Origin of the sequence: Streptomyces sp. NBC_00102 (assembly GCF_026343115.1) — a bacterium.
Lineage (GTDB): Bacteria > Actinomycetota > Actinomycetes > Streptomycetales > Streptomycetaceae > Streptomyces.
The window spans coordinates 409,102-430,631 of the sequence record NZ_JAPEMC010000003.1 but is presented as its reverse complement, the minus strand read 5'-3'; the positions used below and the strand labels follow the sequence as shown (position 1 = coordinate 430,631).

Annotated in this window: 3 protein-coding genes; all 3 read left to right on the top strand. The window is 75.0% G+C overall.

The window, feature by feature from the left end; translation table 11 throughout:
• Positions 1–110 precede the first annotated feature (110 nt).
• The 3 genes from OHA55_RS36550 (at position 111) to OHA55_RS32420 (ending at position 21,409) form a co-directional block, all read left to right on the top strand.
• Positions 111–8,273 carry a type I polyketide synthase gene (locus tag OHA55_RS36550; RefSeq protein ID WP_323180527.1) on the top strand — a complete coding sequence of 2,721 codons (8,163 nt, stop codon included), beginning with the start codon at positions 111–113 and terminating at the stop codon, positions 8,271–8,273.
• Between the two features lie 257 nt (positions 8,274–8,530).
• On the top strand, positions 8,531–17,305 hold the full coding sequence (locus tag OHA55_RS32425) for a type I polyketide synthase (protein ID WP_266713277.1): 8,775 nt from the start codon (positions 8,531–8,533) through the stop codon (positions 17,303–17,305).
• An 87-nt stretch (positions 17,306–17,392) separates the two neighbouring features.
• Positions 17,393–21,409, top strand: coding sequence for a beta-ketoacyl synthase N-terminal-like domain-containing protein (locus tag OHA55_RS32420; RefSeq protein WP_266713275.1), 4,017 nt, complete (start codon positions 17,393–17,395; stop codon positions 21,407–21,409).
• The last annotated feature ends 121 nt before the right edge of the window (positions 21,410–21,530 follow it).

Sequence of the window (21,530 nt, the reverse complement as noted above, 5' to 3'; positions counted from 1 at the left end):
AGGAATGCGGTAACTCATTCCTGTCCCCCGGTGCCGAAATTCCCGGACTGCGGAGAGCGGGACCCCTACCGCCGGAAACGTTCCGCGCGACGTACGAGAAGGGCTCGGCGATGACGATGACCAGTCAAGGTGCCAACCGCACGGCCGGTGCCGGCCACGGTGGGGGCCGGGCCGTCGCCGTGATCGGACTGGCGTGCCGACTGCCCGGAGCACCCGACCCCGACTCCTTCTGGGACCTGCTGAGCAAGGGGGGCGACGCGATCCGCCCGCGCCCCGCGGACCGCCGGCCGGCGGACACGGGACGGCGGGGGAGCGGCACGACCTCCGACGAGGACCTGCCCGGCGGCTTCCTCGACGAGGTCGACCACTTCGACCACGCGTTCTTCGGAGTGTCCCCGCGCGAGGCCGCCGAGATGGACCCCCAGCAGCGACTGGTCCTCGAACTCGCCTGGGAGGCACTGGAGGAGGCCGGAATCGTCCCCGGCTCGCTCGCCGGAACCCCCGTCGGCGTCTACCTGGGGGCGATGGCGTACGACTACGCGCTGCTGCGCCACGGCGAGGACGCCGAGCCGCTCACCCGGCACACCCTGACCGGTCTCAACCGGGGGCTGCTCGCCAACCGGGTCTCCTACCACCTCGGCCTGCGCGGCCCGAGCCTGACCGTCGACTCGGCCCAGTCCTCCGCTCTCGTCTCGCTCCACCTGGCCCACCGGGCGGTCCGGGACGGCGACTGCGAACTCGCGCTGGCCGGAGGGGTGAACCTCAACCTGGCGCCCGAGAGCACCTCGGCAGCCGCCCGCTTCGGCGGGCTCTCACCGGACGGGCGCTCGTTCACCTTCGACGCCCGCGCCAACGGATACGTACGCGGCGAGGGCGGCGGTCTCGTCCTCCTCAAGCCCCTGGACGCGGCCCTCGCCGACGGGGACCGCATCCACGGCGTGATCCTCGCCAGCGGGGTCAACAACGACGGCGCGACCGAAGCCCTCACCGTGCCGAGCGCCGACGCCCAGCGGGAACTGCTGGAGCTGGTGGCGGACGAGGCGGGCATCGACGCGCACGAGGTCCAGTACGTCGAACTGCACGGCACCGGAACCCCGGTGGGGGACCCGGTGGAAGCCACCGCGCTCGGCGCCGCCTACGGTGCCGGCCGCGCGGCCGACGAGCCGCTCGTGGTGGGCTCCGCGAAGACCAACATCGGCCACCTGGAGGGCGCCGCCGGAATCGCCGGCTTCCTCAAGACCGTGCTGAGCCTGAAGAACCGGCGGATTCCGGCGACCCTCAACCACGAGACGCCGAACCCGCGCATCCCGTTCGACACCCTGCGCCTTCGGGTCCAGCGTGACCTGGGCCCCTGGCCCCGGCCGGACCGCCGGCTGATCGCCGGGGTGAGCGCCTTCGGCATGGGCGGGACCAACTGCCACGTCCTGCTGGCCGAACCGCCCGTACCCGACAGCCCGTCACCCGGAGCCGGAGCCGGAGCCGGAGCCGGAGCTGCCGGGACCGCCGGAGCCGGGACCGCCTCCGACGCCACCGCCGGTACGGAGACAGCCCCTGCGGAGGCCGTCCTGCCCTGGGCCCTCTCCGCCGCCGAACCGGCCGCCCTGCGCGCCCAGGCCCGCCGCCTCGCCGCACACGTACGGGCCGACCCGGACGCGACCCCCGACGGCATCGGGCACGCGCTCGCCACCACCCGCGCCCTGTTCGACCACCGGGCGGTGGCCCTCGGAGCCGACCGTACGGGCCTGCTCGCCGCCCTGGACGCCGTCGCGGAGGGCCGGCACACCCCCGACGCCGTGACCGGCCGCGCCCGCACGGGCGGACCCGTCGCCTTCCTCTTCCCCGGCCAGGGAAGCCAGCGCCCCGGCGCCGGCCTCCAGCTCCACCGCACCACACCGGCCTTCGCCAGTGCGCTGGACGAGGTGTGCGACCACCTCGACCCCCACCTCGAACGGCCCCTGCGCGACGTCCTCTTCGCCGCGCCCGGTACCCCGGAAGCAGCCCTGCTCGATCGCACCGAGTACACCCAGGTCGCGCTCTTCGCCCTGGGGGCCTCCCTCCACCGGGTGCTCGAACGGCATCTTCCGCAGCCCGATTTCGTCCTCGGCCACTCCGTCGGAGGCCTCACCGCCGCGTACGTCGCGGGAGTGCTGCCGCTCGCCGACGCCGCCACCCTCGTCGCGGCGCGCGGCCGTCTCATGGGCGAGGCCCGCGCGGGCGGGGCGATGATCGCGGTGGAGGCCACGGAGGAGGAGGCCGCCCCCGTACTCGCCGACTACGCCGGGCGCCTGGCCCTGGCTGCCGTCAACGGACCGCGTGCCGTGGTGCTTTCGGGAGACGCGGACGCGGCCGAGGAGGCCGCCGCACGGTTCGCCGCCCTGGGCCGCCGCACCCGCGCCCTCAAGGTCAGCCATGCTTTCCACTCCCCGCACATGGACAGCGCGGTGGCGGAGTTCCGCCGGATCGCCTCCGGTCTGACCTTCCGCCCGCCGGCCCTCACAGTGATCTCCGACGCGACCGGACAGCCGGTCGGACCGGACGAGCTTTCCTCCCCCGACTACTGGGCCGAGCACATCCGGCGCCCCGTCCGGTTCCACGACGCCGTGCGCACGCTGAAGGCGCAAGGAGTCTCGGGATACGTCGAGTTGGGGCCGGGCAACGTCCTCACCGCGCTCACCCGGTCCATCCTGGCGACGGACGGCGACACCACCGTGACCGCGGTGCCGCTGCTGCGCCCCGGGACGCCCGAACGGCTCTCCCTGCTCACCGGACTCGCCGAACTCCACACGGCCGGCGCGGACACCGACTGGTCCGGCTCCTTCGACGGCGTCGGCCGCCCGGAGCGCGCCGCCCTGCCCACGTACGCCTTCCAGCGCAGGCCGTTCCGGTTCGCCGCCTCGGCGCGGGCCGCGGCCCCCACGCCGGACACCGTGCGGGACCCGGCCGCACAGGGGACGGAGCCCACGCCGGACCGGGCTCTCCCACAGGTCGGGAGCGCGCCGGACACCGGATCCCGCCCGGACTACCTGCGGCTGGTGACCGCCGCCGCCACGGAGGTCCTGGGCGCCACCGCCACGGACGGACTGGACGCCGAACGCACCTTCAAGGCGCTCGGCCTGGACTCCCTGGGCGCCGTGGAATTCGCCGACCGGCTCTCCCGGACGACCGGGCTCCGGCTGACGCCCACCCTGACCTTCGACCACCCCACGCCCCTCGCCCTCGCCCGGCACCTGGAGGCGGAGTCCCGGCAGGAGGCCGCGCCGGACCTCGTACGGCCGTCCGGGGAAGCGGCGTCGGACGACGATCCGGTGGCCATCGTCTCCACCGCCGGCCGCTGGCCAGGCGGCGCCGACACCCCCGAACAGCTCTGGGACCTGCTGATCTCGGGCACCGACGCCACCAGCGGCTTCCCGGTCAACCGGGGCTGGGCCGAGGACCTGCACCACCCCGACCCCGACCGGGCCGGCGGATCGTACGTCGGACGCGGCGGATTCCTGCACGACGCCGACCGGTTCGACGCCGACTTCTTCGGCCTGTCGCCCCGCGAGGCCGAGGCGATGGACCCCCAGCAGCGGCTGCTGCTGGAAACCTCCTGGGAGCTGCTGGAGAGAGCGGGCCTGGACCCCGCCGCCCTGCGCGGCAGCGGCACCGGGGTCTTCGTGGGCGCCACCCAGCAGGAGTACGGCCCCCGGCTGCACGAGACCACCGGCGACGGCGCGGGCTACCGGCTGACCGGCGCGACGGTCAGCGTCGCCTCGGGCCGGATCGCCTACGCCCTCGGCCTGGAGGGCCCCGCGCTCACCGTGGACACCGCCTGCTCCTCGTCCCTGGTGGCGCTCCACCTCGCGGCCCGCTCGCTGCGCTCCGGCGAGTGCGATCTCGCGTTGGCGGGCGGCGTGAGCGTGATGGCCACACCGGGCATGTTCACCGAGTTCAGCAGACAGCGCGGCCTGGCTCCGGACGGGCTCTGCAAGCCCTTCGCGGCTGCGGCGGACGGCACCGCCTGGTCGGAGGGGGTGGGGCTGGTCCTGCTGGAGCGTCTCTCCGACGCCCGCCGGCACGGCCACCCCGTGCTCGCCCTGGTCCGGGGGAGCGCGGTGAACTCGGACGGCGCCAGCAACGGCCTGACCGCCCCGAACGGCCCCGCCCAGCAGCGGGTCATCCAACAGGCCCTCGAATCAGCGGGATTGGACGCGAACGAGGTCGACGCCGTCGAGGCGCACGGCACCGGCACCACGCTCGGCGACCCCATCGAGGCCCAGGCGCTGATCCGTACCTACGGACAGAACCGCCCCGAGGGCCGGCCGCTCCTCCTCGGCTCCCTGAAGTCCAACATCGGCCACACCCAGGCGGCGGCGGGCGTCGCATCGGTCATCAAGATGACCCAGGCCCTCGGCCACGGAGTGCTGCCCCGCACCCTGCACGTCGACCGCCCGACCCCGCACGTCGACTGGAGCCGGGGTTCCGTCGAACTCCTCACCCGCGAGACCCCGTGGCCGGCCGTCGACCGCCCGCGCCGCGCCGCGGTCTCCGCCTTCGGCATCAGCGGAACCAACGCCCACCTCATCCTCGAAGAGGCGCCCGCCACCCCGCCGGAGCCGGCCCGTACCCCCGCCGCGCCCGGCAACCCCGTCCCCTGGGTCCTCTCCGCCCGCACCCCGCAGGCGTTGCGGGACCAGGCCGCCCGACTGGCCGCACGGTGGGATCACGACGAGAGCCCCGGGACGGCGGCCCCGAGTGCGGCCGACCCCGCCGAGGTGGCGTACGCCCTCGCCCGGAAACCGTCCTTCGAGCACCGGGCCGTGCTGGTGGGCCGGGACCCCGAGGAACTGCGCTCCGCCGTACGCGCACTCGCCCGGGGAGAGTCCGCGGAGGGGGCCGTACGCGGTCACGCCGCGGCCCCCGGAAGGGTCGCGTTCCTCTTCACCGGGCAGGGCAGCCAGCGGACCGGCATGGGGCGGGAGCTGTACGCCGCCCACCCCGTCTTCGCCGCCTCCTTCGACGCGAACTGCGCCGCTCTCGACGCCCAACTGGCCGGGCACGCGGCCGTCCCCCTGCGGGACGTCGTCCTCGCGGACCCGGCCCCCGTCGGGACGCCCGCCGCCGTCGGGACGCCCGCCGCCGTCGGGACGCCCGCCGCCGTCGGGACGCCCGCCGCCGAGGGGGCTCCCGCCACCAGTGGCGAGCTGGACCGCACCCTGTACACCCAGCCCGCGCTGTTCGCCCTGGAGGTGGCGCTCTTCCGGCTGCTGGAGTCCTGGGGGGTACGCCCCGACGTGGTGGCCGGGCACTCCGTCGGCGAACTCGTCGCCGCTCACGTCTCCGGGGTCCTCGGCCTCGACGACGCCGCCGCGCTCGTCGCCGCCCGCGCCCGCCTCATGCAGGCCCTCCCCGAAGGCGGGGCCATGGTCGCCGTGGAGGCCGACGAGACCGAGGTGGTGGCAGAACTCGAAGGCCAGGAAGGCGCCGTGGACATCGCGGCCGTCAACGGGCCCACCTCCATCGTCATATCGGGCGAGGAGAAGGCGGTTCTCGCCACCGCCGAACGCTTCCGCGCGCGCGGCCGCCGCACCAGCCGGCTGCGCACCAGCCACGCCTTCCACTCCCCGCTCATGGATCCGATGACCGGAGAGCTCGGCGCGGTGGCAGCGGGCCTGACCCATCTCCCGCCCCTCATACCCCTGTTGAGCGCGCTCGACGGAGAGCACTTCACCCGCGAACGGCCGCTCACCCCCGCCTACTGGGCGGCGCACGCCCGGGGCGCGGTGCGTTTCCTCGACGTGGCGCGCCGCCTGGAGCGCGACGGAGTCACCACCTTCCTGGAGCTCGGCCCCGACGCCGTCCTCACCGCGCTCACCCAGGAAGCCCTGCTCGGCGAGCGCCCCGAGGGCACACCACCGCCCGCCCTCGCCCCCGTGCTGCGCCGAGGCCGCCCCGAGCCGGAATCCCTGCTGACCGCGCTCGGAACCGCCTACGGCCGGGGCGCCCGGGTCGACTGGAGCGCCGTCCTCGGCCTCACCGGACCGAGCCGGGTGGAGCTCCCCACCTACCCCTTCCAGCGCAGCCGCCACTGGGCCGAGGCGCCCGCGTTCCGCGCCCCCTCCGCCGTACCCGCCGGGGACGACCGGTTCTGGGCGCCCGTGGAGCGCCAGGACCTGGACACCCTCGCCGACACGCTCGGCATCCTCGAACCGGCACACCGCGAGGCGCTCGGCGCCGTACTGCCCCGGCTCGCCTCCTGGCGCAGCGAACGCGGACGGGCCGCCGAGGCCGACAGCCTGCGCCACCGGGTGCGCTGGCAGCCGGTGGGGGAGCGGCCCGCGCCCCCGGCCGGACCGGCCCGCTGGCTGCTCCTCGTACCGGCAGGGGTCGCCGGCGGCGAGCGCCCGTACGACATCTGGGCGCCGCTCCTGGAGAAGGCGTTCACCGCCGGCGGCGCGCGCGTCGATCCGGTACCGGTGGCCGACCTGCGGGCGGACCGCGACACCTTCGCCGCACTCCTCGCCAAAGCGGTCGGCCAGGCCCCGGACGAGCCGGTGACCGGGGTGCTGTCCCTGCTCTCGCTCGACCACGGAACCGACCCGGACCTGCCGGCCCTCCCGCACGGCACGGCCGCCACCACGACAGTGCTCCAGGCGATGGAGAGCGCCGGAACGGGAGCCCCGCTCTGGGCGCTGACCCGTGGAGCGGTGACCGCCACCGCCGGTGACTGGACGACCGACCCCGCCGGCGCGCTCGTCTGGGGGCTCGGCGTGATCGCCGCCGTGGAGAGCCCCCGGTGGGGAGGGGTCGTGGATCTGCCCGAACGCGCGGACACCCGCGCCGCCGACCGGGTGCTCGCCGCCCTCACCGGAGGCCACCGGGAAGCCGAACTCGCAGTCCGGCCCGAGGGTCTGCTCGCCCGCCGCCTCGTTCCCGCACCGCTGGAACCCGCCCCGCCCGGACGTACGACCGGCTGGACCCCCACCGGCACCGTCCTCGTCACCGGAGGCACCGGGGCGCTGGCCCGGCACACCGCCACCTGGCTGGCCCGCAAAGGGGCCGATCACCTGCTGCTGGTCAGCAGGCGGGGCGGCGACGCGCCCGGCGCGGACGCCCTGCGCGACGAACTCACCGCGCTGGGTGCCGAGGTGACCTTCGCCGCATGCGACGTCTCCGACCGCGAGGCGCTCGCCGGTGTGCTGGCGGCAGTCCCCGCCGAGCACCCGCTGACGGCGGTCGTGCACACCGCCGCCGTCCTCGACGATGCCCTGCTCGACGCCCTCACCCCCGAACAGGCCGACCGGGTGCTGCGGGTCAAGGCGCTCGGCGCGCGCCACCTGGACGAACTCACCCGCGAGCTGCCCCTGACGGCCTTCGTGCTCTTCTCCTCCGTCATCGGGATCGCCGGCACCCCCGGCCAGGGCAACTACGCCCCGGGCAACGCCTACCTCGACGCCCTCGCCCACACCCGCCGCGCCGCCGGGCTCCCCGCCACCTCGGTCTCCTGGGGTCAGTGGGCGGGCGACGGCATCGCGGGCGACGAAGGAGCCCACCGCAACGCGCGGAACGGGCTGCTCCCGATGGAGCCCGAACTCGCCGTCGCCGTACTCGAACAGGCCCTGGACCGGGACGAGACCCACCTCGTGGTCTGCCGTGCCGACTGGCAGATCCTCGCGGCTGCCCGCTCCCACCCACTGCTGACAGAGCTGACGACCGGCCCGGCGGACGCCGGGACCGACGCGCCGGACGCGCCGGAACAAGGCGCTCTGATCGCGGAGTTGACCGGTGCCGCAAGCGACCAGGAGCGCCGCAGACTGCTGCTCCGCTTCGTCACGGCACAGGTCGGCGAGGTCCAGGGCGGCAGGCCGGCCGGCTCGGTCGAGATCCACCGGGGCTTCAAGGAACAGGGCTTCGACTCCCTCACCACCGTGGAACTGCGCAACCGGATCAACCAGCGCACCGGCCTGAACCTGCCGACCACCGCGGTGTTCGACCACCCCACCCCGCACGCGCTCGCCGAGCTCCTCCACGAACGGCTTGCCCCCGCAGACCGGGAGCAGGAGGACACGGTTCGCGAACTGGCATCGCAACTCGACCGTTTGGAGGCCCTCCTCGCGGCCCTCCCGCCGGACGGTCCCGAGCGCGCGGGGGCTGCGGCCCGACTGGGCGCACTGGCGACGAACGGGCGCGGAGAGTCCCGGCCGGCCGACGACGACGGGGTGGCCGCAGGACTCTCCTCCGCCACCGACGACGAACTGATGGATTTCATCGGCAAGGAACTCGGCATCTCCTGAGGCGCCCCTCGATCCCGTCCGAGGCGCCCCCTGTCCCACGTCCGAGGCGCCCCCTGTCCCACGTCCGAGGCATCCCGGGCCCACGTCCGAGGCATCCCTGGACCCGCATCTCCCGATACACGCGGGGAGGCCGACCTCCCCGTCCACGCCCGGCCCGCACGAAACGCACCACCGACCGCCCACCCCGGGGCGGTCGGCCCCCTGCCTGATCCGCTCGGCCTTCCCAGCACCGGGCACTCCGCACGAAGGGTGGATTCATGAACGACAGCCGGATGCGGTATCTCCTGGAGCGGGTCACCGCCGAACTCCACGAGACCCGCAAGAAGTTGCGCGACACCGAAGAGGGCGGACAGGAACCCGTCGCCATCGTCGGCATGGGCTGCCACTTCCCCGGCGGGATCGACTCCCCGGAGGACCTGTGGCGGCTGGTCTCCGAAGGCGGCGACGTGGTCGGCGACTTCCCCGACAACCGGGGCTGGGACACCTCCACCCTCTTCGACACGGACCCGGACCGGCCCGGCACCTCCTCCACCCGGCGGGGAGCGTTCCTCGCGTCCCCCGGCGACTTCGACACCGACTTCTTCGGCATCTCGCCCCGCGAGGCACTGGCCACCGACCCGCAGCACCGGCTGCTGCTGGAGACGGCCTGGGAGACGTTCGAACGGGCGGGCATCCGGCCCGAGACCCTGCGCGGCAGCAGCACCGGCGTCTTCGTGGGCAGCAACGGCAACGACTACGCGCCCCCCGTCGGCGCAGTCCCCGAGGACCTGGAGGGCTACATCGTCGTCGGCAACGCGGCGAGCGTCGCCTCCGGCCGCATCTCGTACACCTTCGGGTTCGAGGGCCCCGCCGTCACCGTCGACACGGCCTGCTCCTCCTCCTCGGTCGCCCTCCACCTGGCCGTACGGTCGCTGCGCTCCGGCGAGTGCGACCTCGCGCTGGCCGGCGGGGTCACCGTCATGACCACTCCCTCCACCTTCGTGGAGTTCTCCCGGCAGCACGGGCTCGCGGCGGACGGACGCTGCAAGGCCTTCGCCGGTTCCGCCGACGGGACCGGCTGGTCCGAGGGCGCGGGGCTGCTGCTGGTCGAACGGCTCTCCGACGCGCGTCGCCTCGGCCACCGGGTGCTCGCCGTCATCAGGGGCACCGCCGCCAACCAGGACGGCGCCTCGCACGGACTGACCGCACCCAACGGTCCCGCCCAGCAGCGCGTCATCCGGCAGGCGCTGGCAGACGCCCGCCTGACCGCAGGCCAGGTCGACGCCGTCGAGGCGCACGGCACCGGCACCACCCTGGGCGACCCCATCGAAGCGCAGGCGCTGCTCGCCACCTACGGCCAGGAGCACACCGACGACGCCCCCCTGTGGCTCGGCTCCGTGAAGTCGAACATCGCCCACACCCAGGCGGCGGCCGGGGTGGCCGGCGTCATCAAGATGGTGCAGGCCATGCGGCACGGGGTCCTCCCGAAGACCCTCCACCTGGACGAGCCGACGCCGCACGTCGACTGGGCCTCCGGCGCCGTGTCCCTCCTCGCCGACCACCGGCCCTGGCCCGAGACCGGTGAGCCGCGCCGCGCGGGCGTGTCCGCCTTCGGCATGAGCGGCACCAACACCCACATCATCCTGGAACAGGCCCCCGAAGCCGCGCCGGCCGCAGCCGAACCGGCGGGAGAGCCGGGAGACGAGCCGCAGGGCGTCAGCGAGCCCGCAGCCGTACCCCTGCTGCTCTCCGCGCGTACCCCCGCCGCCCTCGCCGCGCGGGCCGCCGACCTCGCCGCATACCTCCGCACCGGACCGGACACGGCCGCCGTCGCCCGTGAACTCGTGGCGGGAAGGACCGCGTTCGAGGAGCGAGCGGTCGTCGTCGGCGCCACCGGCGAGGAGTTGCTCGCCGGACTCGACGCGCTCGCCTCGGGGGAGTCGGCGCCCGGAGTCGTACGGGGAAGCGCGGGGGGCGAGCGCCGCACGGTGTTCGTCTTCCCCGGCCAGGGCTCCCAGTGGATCGGCATGGCCCGGGAACTCCTCGACACCGCACCGGTGTTCGCCGAGAGCATCGAGGCCTGCGCCCGGGCGCTCGAACCCTGGACCGACTGGTCGCTGACCGACGTACTGCGCGGGGCGGAGGGCACCCCCGACCACGAACGGGTGGACGTCGTGCAGCCCGCGCTCTGGGCCGTCATGGTCTCCCTCGCCGAGCTCTGGCAGTCGTACGGGGTACGCCCCGACGCGGTGATCGGCCACAGCCAGGGTGAGATCGCCGCCGCGTACGTCGCCGGGGCCCTGACCCTGGAGGACGCGGCCCGGGTGGTCGCCCTGCGCAGCCGGGCGATCGTCGCGCTCTCCGGCGGCGGCGGCATGGTCTCCGTGGTGCTGCCGCTGCCCGAGGCCGAGACGGCGATCGCCCCCTGGGGCGGGCGCATCTCGGTGGCGACGGTCAACGGCCCCTCCGCCGTGGTGGTCGCGGGCGAGCCGACGGCCCTGGACGAGTTCATCGCCGCCGCCGAACGGGACGGCGTACGCGCCCGCAGGGTCCCGGTCGACTACGCCTCCCACTCGGCCCAGGTCGAGACGGTCCGCGAGGAGCTCCTGACCGCCCTCGCGCCGGTCGCACCGCGCTCCGCGACCGTCCCCCTCCTCTCCACGGTCACCGGTGACTGGCTCGACACGACCGGGATGGACGCCACGTACTGGTACACCAACCTCCGGCAGACCGTCCTCTTCGAACCCGCCGTCCGCAAGCTCCTCGCCGAGGGCCACGACGTGTTCGTCGAGGCGAGCCCGCACCCGGTGCTGACCTCCGCCGTGCAGGAGACCGCCGAAGCGGCGGCCCCCGACACCGAAGCCGTCGTCACCGGCTCGCTGCGCCGGGGCGAGGGCGGCCCGGTCCGCTTCCTCGCCTCGCTCGCCGAGGCGCAGGTCCACGGCGTCGCCGTCGACTGGAGCCCGGCGCTCGGGATACCGCGCCCGAACCCCGCGGAACTGGCGGGCCTGCCCACCTACCCCTTCCAACGGCAGCACTTCTGGCTGCGGAGCACGGCCGCCCAGGCGGCCGACGCCCCCGGTCTCGGCCTGCGCGCCGCCGGACACCCGCTGCTCGGTGCGTCGCTGCGGCCGGCCGAGGGCGACGGGCTGCTCCTGACGGGGCGCGTCTCCGTCCGTACCCACCCCTGGCTCGCCGACCACACGGTCCTCGACCGCGTCCTCGTCCCCGGCACCGCACTCGTGGAACTGGCGGTACGGGCCGCCGACGAAGCGGGCCGCGACACGGTCGAGGAGCTGGTGATCGAGGCTCCCCTCGTGCTGCCGGCCGGCGACTCCCTCCAGATCCAGGTGGCCGTGGCCGCTCCGGCCGAGGACGGCCGCCGCGCGGTGACGGTCCACTCCCGCCCGCAGGACGCGGCGGACGGCGAGGGCTGGACCCGGCACGCGACCGGATACCTCTCCCGTACGGCCCTCCCCGCACGCTCGGAGGACGCGCGGTCCGGGGCGGTACCGGGCAGCTGGCCGCCGCCGGGGGCCACCGCGCTCCCGCTGGACGGCCTCTACGACCGGCTCGCGGCCTCCGGAGTCGCTTACGGCCCCCGCTTCCAGGGGCTGCGCGCGGCCTGGCGGCTCGGCGAGGAGATCTTCGCCGAGGTCGCGCTCGACGGTGAAGAGGTGCCGACGGCGGGTGAGTTCGGGGTGCACCCGGCCCTGCTCGACGCCTCCTTCCACGCGGCGGCTCTCGGCGCCTCCCAGCAGGCCGGACCGGACGAGGTGCTGCTGCCGTTCGCCTGGAACGGGGTACGGCTGCACGCCTCGGGCGCGGCCGCCCTGCGGGTACGGCTCGCGCCCACCGCCGACGGCGGACTCTCCCTGGACGCCACCGACCCCACGGGCACCCCCGTCGTCTCCGTCGACTCCCTGGTGTACCGCCCGGTGGCCGCCGCCCGGCTCACCTCCGGCCCCGGGGCGGTACAGCCGCTCCACCGGCTCGGCTGGACGCCGTTGCCCCTCACCACCCCCGCTTCCGGACCGCTCACGATCCTCCTGCCGGAGGGCGCCGAAGCACGGCACACGGACACCCTCGTCCCCTTCCGGAACCCCGCCGAGGTCGCGGCCAGGGTCCGCGCGGGCGGGCACGTACCCGGACCTGTCCTGTACGAAGTCCCCGCCGACGAGCGGCCGGAGGACGGTACGCCCCCGCCCGTCCGGGCGCGGACGGCCCTGGAGCGGGTGCTCGCCCTCGTGCAGGACTGGCTCTCCCACCCCGAACTCGACTCCGTCCCACTGGCATTGGTGACCTCGGGCGCTGTCTCCGTCGACGCCGAGTCGCCGGACCTCACCACCGCCGCCGTCTGGGGACTGCTCCGCTCGGCCCAGTCCGAACACCCCGGCCGCTTCCTGCTCATCGACACGGAGCGCATCGAACAGGAAGCGGAAACAGCGGCGTTCGACTTCGGTGCGGCGCTCGCGACGGCCGTCGAGACGGGCGAGAGCCAGCTCGCGTTCCGCGCCGGCACCGCCCACACCCCCCGGCTCATTCCTGTCGAGCCCGACTCCGTCGAATCCAGTCGGACGTGGCGCTTCGGACCGCCCGAGGGCACCGTCCTGGTCACCGGCGGTCTCGGGCTGCTCGGCAAGCTGGTGGCCCGCCACCTCGTCACCGAACACGGAGTACGCCACCTGCTGCTGACCGGCCGGCGCGGCCTCTCCACCCCGGGCGCCCCGGAGTTCGTCACCGAACTCGAAGCCCTCGGCGCCCGGGTGACCGTGGCGGCCGCCGACGCGGCCGACCGGGACGCCCTGCGGGACGTACTGGACGGCATACCGGCAGCCCACCCGCTCACCGGCATCGTGCACGCGGCCGGCACCCTGGACGACGGCGTCGTGGACTCCCTCACCCCCCGCCGCCTGGACACCGTGCTGCGTCCCAAGGCCGACGCGGCCTGGAACCTGCACGCGCTCACCCGGGACGCCCCGCTCTCCGCGTTCGTGGTGTTCTCCTCGGCCGCGGGCGTCCTCGGCGTCCCCGGCCAGGGCAACTACGCCGCCGCCAACACCTTCCTCGACGCCCTCATGGCGTACCGCAGGGCCCACGGCCTGGTCGGGACCTCGCTGGCCTGGGGCCTGTGGGGGGAGAGCAGCGGACTGACCGGCCATCTCGACGACACCGACCACCGCCGCAACGCCCGCCACGGCACCCGTGCCCTCACCACCCCCGAGGGCCTCGCGCTCCTCGACGCGGCCGGGGCGACCGGCCACGCGCTCCTGGTGCCGGTCGCCCTGCTGCAGGGCGCCGAGCCCGGGCAGATCCCGCCGGTCCTCCGCGACGTCGTGACGACCCGCAGGCCGGTCGCCCGGCCGGCCGCCGGTACGTCCGGCACCGGCACCACCCTCGCCGCACGGCTCCTCCCGCTCGGCGCGGCCGCACGCGAGGAACTCCTGGCCGACCTGGTCCGCGCGGAAGCCGCGACCGTACTCGGGCGCACCGACCGGGACTCGATCGCCTCGGGCCGGGCGTTCAAGGACCTCGGATTCGACTCGCTCACCGCCGTGGACCTCCGCAACCGTCTGGGCGCGGCGAGCGGGCTGCGGCTGTCGCCCACGCTCGTCTTCGACCACCCCACCCCCCGGTCCCTGGCGCGTTTTCTCCTCGCCGAACTGCTCGGCGAGGAGACCGGGTCGCCAGCCCCGGCAGCAGTGGCGGCCCCGGCCCCGGGCGCGGACGACCCGGTCGTCATCGTCGGCATGAGCTGCCGGCTCCCGGGCGGGGTGGCCTCGCCCGACGATCTGTGGGACCTGGTCTCCCAGGGCGGCGACGCCATCACCCCGTGGCCCACCGACCGCGGCTGGGACAACGAGAACCTCTTCGACGAGGACCCCGACGAGCCGGGCCGCACCTACACCCAGCACGGCGGATTCCTGCACGACGCCGCCGAGTTCGACGCCGGCTTCTTCGGCATCTCGCCGCGCGAGGCGCTGGCGACCGACCCGCAGCAGCGGTTGCTGCTGGAGTCGTCCTGGGAGGCGTTCGAGCGGGCCGGCATCGCCCCGGACTCCCTGCGCGGCAGTCGTACGGGGGTCTTCGTCGGCGTGATGTACAACGACTACGCCTCCCGACTGCGTGAACTGCCACCGGAGTTGGAGGGCTACCTGCACAACGGCAGCGCCGCCAGCGTCGCTTCGGGGCGGATCTCCTACACGTACGGGTTCGAGGGCCCGGCGGTGACGGTGGACACGGCGTGCTCCTCCTCGCTGGTGGCGCTCCACCTGGCGGCGCAGGCGCTGCGGTCGGGGGAGTGCGACCTCGCGCTCGCGGGCGGCGTCGCCGTGATGGCCTCGCCCTCCGGCATGGTCGCCACCTCCCGGCACCGGGCGTTCGCCCCCGACGGCCACGTCAAGGCGTACGCGGCCTCGGCGGACGGCACGAGCTGGGCGGAGGGCGTCGGCCTGCTGCTGGTGGAACGCCTGTCCGACGCACGGCGGCTCGGCCACCACGTACTCGCGGTGGTCCGAGGCTCCGCGGTGAACCAGGACGGCGCGTCGAACGGACTGACCGCGCCGAACGGCCCCGCCCAGCAGCGCGTCATCCGCCAGGCACTCGCCGGAGCGGGCCTCGCGCCGCACGACGTCGACGCGGTCGAGGGGCACGGCACCGGCACCACCCTCGGCGACCCCATCGAGGCCCAGGCACTGGTGGCCGCGTACGGCACCGGGCGCCCCGAGGACCGCCCGCTCTGGCTCGGCTCCCTCAAGTCCAACATCGGCCACACCCAGGCCGCCGCCGGAGTGGCCGGGGTCATCAAGATGGTGCAGGCCATGCGGCACGGCGTGCTGCCGAGGACGCTGCACGTCGACACGCCCTCGCCCGACGTGGACTGGGCCTCGGGCGGGGTGCGCCTCCTCACCGAGGAACGGCCCTGGCGGGCGGACGGCCGGCCGCTGCGCGCCGGTGTCTCCTCCTTCGGCGTGAGCGGCACCAACGCCCACGTCATCCTCGAACAGCCCGCCCCCGAGGAGGCGGCCCCCGGCACCGGACCCGACACCTCCCCCGAGACCGATCCCCCCGAGGACGCGTCCCCGCTGCCCTGGGTGCTCTCCGGCCGGACCCCGCAGGCCGTGTCCGACCAAGCCGCGCGCCTCCTGGAGCTGCTCGACCGCCCCGGCCGGGTCCCGGCCGCGGCCGAGACCGCCCACGCGCTCCTCACCGACCGCTCGCACTTCGACCACCGGGCGGTGGTGGTGGCCGCGGGCCGTGACGGCCTCGCGGACGGCCTGGGCGCGCTCGTACGGGGCGAACCCGCCGGGAACCTCGTCCGGGGAACCGCCTCCGAAGGGACCCGCACGGTCTTCGTCTTCCCCGGCCACGGCTCGCAGTGGGCCGGGATGGCCCAAGGGCTCCTCGACACCGCGCCGGCCTTCGCCGAGCGCATCGAGGAGTGCGCCCGGGCGCTGGAACCCCTGGTCGACTGGTCGCTCCTCGACGTCCTGCGGGAGACACCGGGCGCACCCGGCCTGGACCGGGTGGACGTCGCCCAACCCGCCCTGTGGGCCGTGCTGGTGGCCCTCGCCGCCCAGTGGCAGGCCTACGGGGTGCGGCCGGACGCGGTGGTCGGGCACAGCCAGGGCGAGGTGGCCGCCGCCTGCGTGGCGGGCATCCTCACGCTGGAGGACGCCGCCCGCATCGTCGTCGAGCGCAGCCTGATCCTGTCCGGGCTCGTCGGGAAGGGCGGCATGGCCTCCCTGGCGCTGCCCCTCGCCGAGGTCGAGCGCCGGATCGCGGCCTGGCCCGGACGGCTCTCGGTGGCGACGGTCAACGGTCCCTCGGCCGCCGTGGTCGCCGGGGACGAGGCGGCACTCGGCGAACTGCTCGCCGAGTGCGAGGCACGCGGCGAGCGTGCCCGCCTGATCAGGGCCGCCACGGTCGCCGGACACTCGCCGGTGATCGACGAGGTGAAGGACGAACTCCTCGCACGCCTCGCGTTCGTCACGCCGCACGAGGGCGAGATCCCGCTCTGGTCCACGGTCACCGCCGCGCTCGCCGGCCCCGGGGAGCTCGACGCGGAGTACTGGTACCGCAACATCCGGCAGACGGTCCGGTTCGCCCCCGTCGTACGTGACTTGCTCGCCGACCGGTACACCGTCCTCATCGAGGTCAGCCCGCACCCGGTGCTCACCGGCAGCATCCAGGACACCGTGGACGAGACCGAGGCCGCCGATGTCGCGGTGACCGAGACGCTGCGGCGGGACCACGGCGGACTCGACCGCTTCCTCACCTCCGCCGCGGTCGTCCACGCCCGGGGCGTGGCGGTGGACTGGTCCCCGGCGTTCGAGGGCCGACGGCCGGGGCGGTCGGAGCGCGTGGAACTGCCCACGTACGCCTTCCAGCGCCGGCGCTACTGGCTGGACGCCGGCACGGCTGCCACCGGCCCGCTCGCAGGATCCGCGTCCGGGGTGTCCGGACTCGGCAGCGGCCAGAACGGTGAACAGGAACAGGCCCGCCGGGAGTCGCGGTTCGCCGCCCTGTCACCCGCCGCCCGCGCCAAGGCCCTGCTCGACCTGGTGGTACGCCAGACGGCCGAGGTGCTCGGTCACGAGGACGCCGGGGAGATCGGCGCGGACCACGCCTTCAAGGGGCTCGGCCTGGAATCGCTGACCGCCGTCGATCTGCGCAACCGGCTGGCCGCCGCCATCGGCGTACGGCTGCCGGCGACTCTGGTCTTCGACCACCCGACCCCTGCCGCGGTCGCCGCGCACCTCGCCACCCTGCTGCCCGAAGCGCCGTCCCCGGCGGCGGATCCGGTGGCGGACGGGGGTTCGACGGCGGGCGGGGGTTCGGCGGCGGACGCCCTCGCCCTGCTGGAGGAGGCCGTCCCCGGCGCCGGTCCCCTCGATCCGAGTGGGGCCGACATCCTCGCCCGTCTGCGCGCGTTGGTAGCCCGCTGGGACACTGCCCGGCCCGCGCCCGACCAGGAGGACGCCGAGGAGATCGACCTGGACGAGGCCACCGACGAAGAGCTCTTCGAGCTGATGGACAGCGAGGCACGATGAACCACGACCACCCGCCCGCCGGCCAACGCGCGGCAGGATCAACATATTTCGGTACAGGCGTGCGGACCATGGAGGAGGTGACCGGTCGTGGCCGATGAGGAGAAGCTGCGCAGCTACCTCAAGCGTGCGCTCGCCGAGAACCGGGAGGTGCAGAAGCGCCTGCGGGAGGTCGAGGCCGGGCTCCGGGAGCCGATCGCCATCGTCGGCATGAGCTGCAGACTGCCGGGCGGAGTGGACTCGCCGGACGCGCTCTGGGAGTTGGTGGCCGCCGGCGGCGACGCCGTCGGACCCTGGCCCGAGGACCGGGGCTGGGACCTCGAAGCCCTCTACGACCCCGATCCAGGCAACCCCGGCACCAGTTACGCCAGACACGGCGGATTCCTCCACGACGCGGCCGACTTCGACGCGGAGTTCTTCGGGATGTCACCGCGCGAGGCGCTGGCGACCGACCCGCAGCAGCGGTTGCTGCTGGAGTCGTCCTGGGAGGCGTTCGAGCGGGCCGGGATCGCGCCGGACTCCCTGCGCGGCAGCCGTACCGGTGTCTTCGTCGGCCTGACCGCGCAGGACTACCACCACCGTCTCACCGAGGTACCGGCCGAACTGGAGGGATACCTCGGCATCGGCAACCTCGCCAGCGTGGCGTCGGGGCGGATCTCCTACACGTACGGGTTCGAGGGCCCGGCGGTGACGGTGGACACGGCGTGCTCCTCCTCGCTGGTGGCGCTCCACCTCGCCGTACAGGCGCTGCGGTCGGGGGAGTGCGACCTCGCGCTCGCGGGCGGGGCGACCGTGATGTCCACCCCGGCCGGCTTCGTGGAGTTCTCCCGCCAGCGAGGCCTGTCGCCGGACGGCCGCTGCCGTGCGTACGGCGCGGGGGCGGACGGCACCGGCTGGGCGGAGGGCGTGGGCCTGCTGCTGGTGGAACGGCTGTCGGACGCGCGGCGGCTCGGTCACCGGGTGCTCGCGGTGGTACGCGGTTCCGCGGTGAACCAGGACGGCGCGTCGAACGGACTGACCGCGCCCAACGGGCCCGCCCAGCAGAGGGTCATCCGCCAGGCGCTGGCCGCCGCGGATCTCGCCCCGCACGATGTCGACCTGGTGGAGGGGCACGGTACCGGCACCACCCTCGGCGACCCGATCGAGGCCCAAGCGCTCCAGGAGGTCTACGGGAGCGGACGGTCCGAGGAGGCACCGCTGTGGCTCGGCTCCCTCAAGTCCAACATCGGCCACACGGCCGCCGCCGCCGGAGTGGCCGGACTGATCAAGGCGGTGCAGTCGATCCGCCACGGTGTCCTGCCGCAGTCCCTGCACACCGGCACACCCACTCCGCACGTGGAGTGGGCGGGTGGCGGGGTGCGGCTGCTGGACGGGGCCCGGCCCTGGCCGGAGACCGGCCGCCCCCGCCGGGCCGGCGTCTCCGCCTTCGGTGTGAGCGGGACGAACGCCCACGTGATCGTCGAGGAGGCACCGGCAGCGCCGGCTCCGGACTCTCCCGACCCGGACGGGAACGGGCCGGCCACCGTGACTCCCGCGCCCCGGACCCTCACCGCCGTGCTGCCCTGGCTGCTCTCCGCCAGGTCGGCGCAGGCCCTGCGGGACCAGGCGGCCCGGCTGGCGGAGCTGCTGGAGTCCCGCCCCGGACTCGACCCGCTCGACGTGTCCTGGACGCTGGCCACCGCCCGCACTGCGCACCCGCACCGCGCCACCGTGGTCGCGGGGGACCGGGACGAGCTTCTCGCCGGACTGCGGGCGCTGGCGGACGGTGCCTCCTCGGCCGTCGTCGTAGGAGCCGGTGAAGATCTTCCCCGGGCGGCCCGCACCGGCCGCACCGCCTTCCTCTTCACCGGGCAGGGCAGCCAACGCGTCTCCATGGGACGGGAGTTGCACGAGCGGTTCCCGGCCTACGCCCGTGCCTTCGACGAGGTGGCCGCCGCGCTCGACCGCCACTGCGCCGGCCACCTCGCCCACCCGGTCCGCGAGGCCGTCCTCTCCGCCGCCCACGGCGGGCTGCTCGACCGCACCGAGTACGCGCAGCCCGCCCTCTTCGCCGTGGAGGTCGCGCTCTTCCGGCTGCTGGACACCTGGGGCGTGCGGCCCGACCTCGTCGCCGGACACTCGATCGGCGGGCTCGCCGCCGCCCACGCGGCCGGGGTGTTCTCCCTGGAGGACGCCGCCGCCCTGGTCGCGGCACGCGGCCGGCTGATGCAGGCGCTGCCGGCCGGCGGCGCCATGGTGGCGGTCGAAGCGACCGAGGAAGAGGCCGCCGAGGCGCTCGCCGGCTCGGGGGCGACCGTCGCGATCGCCGCGGTCAACGGTCCCCGCTCGGTGGTCGTCTCCGGCGACGAGGAACCCGTCCTCGCCGTCGCCGCCACCTTCGAGGCCCGCGGCCGCAAAACCTCCCGGCTGAGGGTGAGCCACGCGTTCCACTCGCCCCGCATGGAGCCGATGCTGGACGAGTTCCACCGTACGGCCAAGGCGCTGCGGTACGAGGAGCCCGCCATCCCCGTGATCTCCGACCTGACCGGCGTCCCCGTCGCGGCGGGGGAACTCGGCACCGCGGACCACTGGACCGAACACGCCCGGCGACCGGTCCGCTTCCTCGACGTGGTCCGGGAGCTGCGGGCCTCGGGAGCGACCCGGTTCGTCGAGATCGGGCCGGACGCCGTCCTCACCGGACTGGCCGCCGAGATCCTGGCCGACCGGGAGCCCGCACCGGCCGTCCTCGTCCCGCTGCTGCGCGGCGGCCGGCCCGAGGCGGCGACCCTTCTGACAGCACTGGCCCGCCTGCACGCCGACGGGGTGCCGGTCGACTGGCGGGCCGTCTTCGAGGGCCACAGGCCCGACACGGTGGACCTGCCCACCTACCCCTTCCAGCGCCGCCGCCACTGGCTCGACGCCACCGTCACCCGGGGCACGACCGGCGCATCCCTGCCCTCCGTCCCCGAGTCCCCTCCCGAAGGGCCGAGTTGGGCCGAGCGGCACGCCGAGCTGTCCGGGCCCGTGCTCGAGACCGCGCTGCTCGACCTGGTGACGGCCGAGGTCTCGGCCGTCCTCGGGCACACGTCGGCCGACGCGGTCGAGCCCGACCGGGCCTTCGTCGAAGTGGGCCTGGACTCGCTCTCCGCCGTCGAACTGCGTACCCGGCTCACCACCCGGACGGGCCTGACCCTCGGCGGGGCGCTCACCATCCGCTACCCCGAACCGAGCTCGCTCGCCCGGCACTTGGGTGAACTCCTGCACGCGCGGCAACAGCCCTCGGCCCCGGCCGACGGGCCCCTCACCACGCTCTACCTGCGGCTCTGCGCCGCCCAGGAGATCGCCGCCGCCACCGAAGTGGCGGTCGCCGCATCACGTTTGAGGTCCACCTTCGGCCCGGCGGAACGTACGCGCCACGCCGCCGAACCCGTGGTGCTGGCCCAGGGCGGCGCGCGCACCGCACTGGTCTGCTTCCCCGCCCTCACCGCCCTGTCCGGACCGCACGAGTACGCCCGGTTCGGCCAGGCACTGCACGGCGTACGCGACGTCCTCGCCGTCCCCGCGCCCGGCTACCCGGAAGGCAGCGCGCTGCCCGACTCGGCGGAGACGTTCGTGGCCATGCAGGCCGACGCGGTGCAACGCCTGGTGGGGGATCGGCCGTTCGCCGTGCTGGGACGGTCCCTGGGCGGCTGCGTCGCCCACGCGGTCACCGAAGAACTCGAACGGCGCGGCACCCCGCCGACGGGCCTCGCGATGGTGGACACCTATCCGACGGACACCGCGACCCTGCCGGGCATGGAGTGGTGGATGCCCGCCATGATCAACGGAATGGTCGACCGGTTCGACGCCCTCGACCTCGGACTCACCGACAACGGCATCACCACGATGGGAAGTTACCTCCGCACCTTCGGCAGCCGGCAGCCGCGGCCGGTCACCACCCCCACCCTGCTGCTCCGCGCCGAAGCGCCGCTCCCCGGGACCCCCGACGACCCCGCGGGCGACACCCGCGCCTTCTGGCGGCTGCCGCACGAGACCACCGACGTGCCGGGCGACCACTTCTCCGTACTGGAGGAGCACTCGGCGACCACCGCCGCCGCCGTCGAGGCCTGGCTGGGCGCCCAAGGCTGACCGCCCATGGCCGACCGCCCGAGCCCGAACCCACGGACCCCGTCCGCGGACCCGCCGCCCAGCCGGCCGGTCCGCAGGCGGACACCACCCGCACCCCGGAAGAACACGAGAGAGAAGAACA